This window comes from Sporosarcina sp. SG10008, assembly GCF_044569405.1.
GTDB lineage: Bacteria > Bacillota > Bacilli > Bacillales_A > Planococcaceae > Sporosarcina > Sporosarcina psychrophila.
Genome location: NZ_CP172607.1, coordinates 4,062,501 through 4,067,500, shown reverse-complemented (window position 1 = coordinate 4,067,500; position 5,000 = coordinate 4,062,501). Strand labels below are relative to the sequence as shown.

Genomic DNA, 5,000 nt, shown 5'->3' with positions numbered 1-5,000 from the left:
ACCATCTCCCAAGGCTAAATACTCCCTAGTGACCGATAGTGAACCAGTACCGTGAGGGAAAGGTGAAAAGCACCCCGGAAGGGGAGTGAAATAGATCCTGAAACCATGTGCCTACAAGTTGTCAGAGCCCGTTAATGGGTGATGGCGTGCCTTTTGTAGAATGAACCGGCGAGTTACGATTCCATGCAAGGTTAAGCAGTGAATGCGGAGCCGCAGCGAAAGCGAGTCTGAATAGGGCGATAGAGTATGGGGTCGTAGACCCGAAACCAGGTGATCTACCCATGTCCAGGGTGAAGGTAAGGTAACACTTACTGGAGGCCCGAACCCACGTACGTTGAAAAGTGCGGGGATGAGGTGTGGGTAGCGGTGAAATTCCAATCGAACCTGGAGATAGCTGGTTCTCTCCGAAATAGCTTTAGGGCTAGCCTCAAACTTAAGAATCTCGGAGGTAGAGCACTGTTTGGACTAGGGGCCCATCCCGGGTTACCGAATTCAGACAAACTCCGAATGCCGATGATTTATGTTTGGGAGTCAGACTGCGGGTGATAAGATCCGTAGTCGAGAGGGAAACAGCCCAGACCACCAGTTAAGGTCCCCAAGTATTCGTTAAGTGGAAAAGGATGTGGCGTTGCCCAGACAACCAGGATGTTGGCTTAGAAGCAGCCATCATTTAAAGAGTGCGTAATAGCTCACTGGTCGAGTGGCGCTGCGCCGAAAATGTACCGGGGCTAAACGAATCACCGAAACTGTGGATTGACATCTTAGATGTCAGTGGTAGGAGAGCGTTCCAAGGGCGTCGAAGCTAGACCGTAAGGACTGGTGGAGCGCTTGGAAGTGAGAATGCCGGTATGAGTAGCGAAAGAAGGGTGAGAATCCCTTCCACCGAATGCCCAAGGTTTCCTGAGGAAGGCTCGTCCGCTCAGGGTTAGTCAGGACCTAAGTTGAGGCCGAAAGGCGTAGACGATGGACAACAGGTTGATATTCCTGTACCACCTCCCCGCCGTTTGAGCAATGGGGTGACGCAGTAGGATAGGGTGAGCGCGCTGTTGGTTATGCGCGTCTAAGCAGTGAGGTGTGGAATGAGGCAAATCCCGTTCCTATAACATTGAGCTGTTACAGCAAGGGGATTTATCCCTGAGTCCCTGATTTCACGCTGCCAAGAAAAGCCTCTAGCGAGGCGGGAGGTGCCTGTACCGCAAACCGACACAGGTAGGCGAGGAGAGAATCCTAAGGTGATCGAGAGAACTCTCGTTAAGGAACTCGGCAAAATGACCCCGTAACTTCGGGAGAAGGGGTGCTCTGGTAGGGTGTTAAAGCCCGAGAGAGCCGCAGTGAATAGGCCCAGGCGACTGTTTAGCAAAAACACAGGTCTCTGCAAAACCGCAAGGTGAAGTATAGGGGCTGACGCCTGCCCGGTGCTGGAAGGTTAAGAGGAGAGGTCAGCGCAAGCGAAGCTTCGAATTGAAGCCCCAGTAAACGGCGGCCGTAACTATAACGGTCCTAAGGTAGCGAAATTCCTTGTCGGGTAAGTTCCGACCCGCACGAAAGGCGTAACGATCTGGGCACTGTCTCAACGAGAGACTCGGTGAAATTATAATACCTGTGAAGATGCAGGTTACCCGCGACAGGACGGAAAGACCCCGTGGAGCTTTACTGTAACCTGATATTGAATTCCGGTGCAGCCTGTACAGGATAGGTAGGAGCCTTGGATTCCGGAGCGCTAGCTTCGGATGAGGCGTTGGTGGGATACTACCCTGGCTGTATTGGACTTCTAACCCATGCCCCTTATCGGGGCAGGAGACAGTGTCAGGCGGGCAGTTTGACTGGGGCGGTCGCCTCCTAAAGAGTAACGGAGGCGCCCAAAGGTTCCCTCAGAATGGTTGGACATCATTCGTAGAGTGCAAAGGCATAAGGGAGCTTGACTGCGAGACCTACAAGTCGAGCAGGGTCGAAAGACGGGCTTAGTGATCCGGTGGTTCCGCATGGAAGGGCCATCGCTCAACGGATAAAAGCTACCCCGGGGATAACAGGCTTATCTCCCCAAGAGTCCACATCGACGGGGAGGTTTGGCACCTCGATGTCGGCTCATCGCATCCTGGGGCTGTAGTCGGTCCCAAGGGTTGGGCTGTTCGCCCATTAAAGCGGTACGCGAGCTGGGTTCAGAACGTCGTGAGACAGTTCGGTCCCTATCCGTCGCGGGCGCAGGAAATTTGAGAGGAGCTGTCCTTAGTACGAGAGGACCGGGATGGACATACCTCTGGTGTACCAGTTGTCTTGCCAAAGGCATCGCTGGGTAGCTATGTATGGACGGGATAAATGCTGAAAGCATCTAAGCATGAAGCCCCCCTCGAGATGAGATTTCCCATTACGCAAGTAAGTAAGATCCCTCAAAGAAGATGAGGTTGATAGGTCTGGGGTGGAAGCACGGCGACGTGTGGAGCTGACGGATACTAATCGATCGAGGACTTAACCAATTTTGAAAAGGGCTTGATTACCCTGATTCGTGTAGCACAATGTCTGTTTTATTCAGTTTTGAGCGAACAAGCTCAAAGAGTCTGGTGACGATTGCGAAGAGGTCACACCCGTTCCCATCCCGAACACGGAAGTTAAGCTCTTCAGCGCCGATGGTAGTTGGGGGTTTCCCCCTGCGAGAGTAGGACGTCGCCGGTCTCATTGAAAGGTCATTACCTTATAGGTAGTGGCTTTTTTTGTGTTTATTTTTAGGATCTATAATAAATATTAATGCATCCATACAACTTTATGGTTCGAGCGCTTAACCGTTCTCTTCTGTAAACGTCGTGGTTATGCTTGCGGGTGTGGAAATAGTAATGACGAGCATGAATCCAAGCTTTAAAGTACGGTTGAACAGTCGTTAGAACGCCTTTTGATTATCGCGCATTACTTCCATTAATGTCGCTATACTTACTGAGAAATTGATATAGTATGACTGAATGTACAAAAAGAATTAAATGAGCAACGTACTATATATGTTGAACTAATGATTCTATATAATCTCCAGCAAAGGCGCCTCAAGGGGCAGCCGAAGCAATAAGACTGACAGCGGTTTTCTTTCTGGCTTATTGCGGGAGGCATCCCCTAGCGCCGAACGTTGTTGAGTGGATTCTTTATATCAACACATATAGATAAGCGAAGTGTAACGCGTATGGTATTAGGTGCTTGAATTACTTTAAAGCTAAAATAGTATTGAACGTTAAGAATAAAAAAGAGGTTTATTCAGGATAAAGGGGGACATGCAAATCACAACCTCATCACAACATTTGAATTAGATCCTATTTTTAAGAATGCCTTGTTTTACTTGCATTAATTCATCTGTGAAATATGAATGGCTATGCCTTAACATTCAGTGATGCCGTTTGAAGATAGGGATTGCTGATTTTAAGAGCTCACTTTAGTGGGGTATTGTTTGGATAGTTTATTTCCTCAGGCCGTGCTAAGTGTTATCAAAAAAGAATTGTAGGGCAAGCAAATTTTATACGCTCAATCCAATTAACGGAAAAGTTAAACCAATAAATGCACTGCCAATGATGAAAAACTATTAAATCATCTCCTACACAATCACTCATTCGATTACTGGAAAGTACTACATGGTACATCTCATGGAATATATACATAGACTTGCACAAAGTCTTGGGGTTTTAATGAGGAGTTTATTTGTGGAGAGAATATCCAATTATCTTTATTACTATATATGTTGAATTAAAGAAACCTGTTGAAACTGCCGTGGCGCTCAATAATAAGAGAGGTGTCATTTGGGGTGTGGAATGTAGAATGCTTGGTGCTATGGTGTTCATTATCGAGAAAAATGTGATTTTGAGATGTATATGCAACGATTATAATGTGATTACTTTTTGATACTAATTATATTCAAGAAAGACACACTCCAGGTTGCGGACTTCATCGCAGATAATGAAAAGCTCTTTCTCACATAGACAATCCAGCGCGGGAGGCATCCACAAAGCGTCGAAGCGGTATTAGTGGGAATCCTAATTCATTTCCAGTACAAGCGCTTTTTCAGTGGCCTCCCAAAAGCCCTTGTAAAGCGCATACGCCGTATTCATTTGTTCAACATATATATCAAAAGATGTTGGGGAAAGTTGATTATAGACTTTTACTTTTTTTGATTCCTTCAAGTCTTGAAAAACGGGTCTTGCACTGTTAATAAATGATTACAATCGCTAAAGTTTGTTCGTGTCGCAGACTTACAAAGGAACCACTTATTCTCTTCAACAGGGTGAACGACCTGATACCCATGAGGTTTGATATTGGATGGCCACCACTCCAAAAAGATAGGAAGTTCACTAAGGCTCGGCATTGAATAGTAGGGGGGCTTTCAACTAGCTTGTTGATTGATGCAGTTAGGGAAATGCAAAAGTAAGATTTTAATCTCTTATTTATAGAAGGAAGAGATCGAAAAAAGAATTTGTTATATTAAGAGGAAGGGTGTTAGTCTAAAAAAATGATTAGATGCATCAGACAAAGGTGAAACAATTATGTAAGGTTAAGGGGAAAGTAATTTTGAGGTATAAATATTTATTTATGCTTGGAGTTTTGGCGAGGTGAATAATACAAGAAGCTATTTACGAACAGTCATATAATGTTTTATAATGCGGCTTTGCTTATATACATGAAATACCATAGGATATTTCTTCTTAAGGACAATCATAAGTCTAGGCAAAACAGGGTAGGTACAACTATATTTAACAATGCGAAAACTATTTCAAAATAAGTCTTGCATTCTGTGAGATAGACTGGTATATTTAATAAGTTCCGTTCAAGACATTATTAAAACAACGACAAAAGAAATTGAAATTAGTTGTTGACATGAACGAAACGAAATGTTATGATATAAAAGTTGTCACCAAAACAATGACAACAACTTAAAGCGAAGAATGCAAGTCGATTCTTCCGACATGAACCTTGAAAACTGAACAGCAAAACATCAATGGAATACAGCGAGAGTGCTAACGCACTTGAGCAAA

The 5,000-nt window shown here is 45.1% G+C and carries 2 rRNA genes (1 of these 2 only partly in view); both read left to right on the top strand.

The features are described 5' to 3' along the window. Nucleotides 1-2,474 (top strand): 23S ribosomal RNA (locus tag ACGLYD_RS19155); it begins 457 nt to the left of the window's first position. An 80-nt stretch (nucleotides 2,475-2,554) separates the two neighbouring features. Next, a 5S ribosomal RNA gene (gene rrf, locus ACGLYD_RS19150) occupies nucleotides 2,555-2,670 on the top strand. Nucleotides 2,671-5,000 lie beyond the last annotated feature (2,330 nt).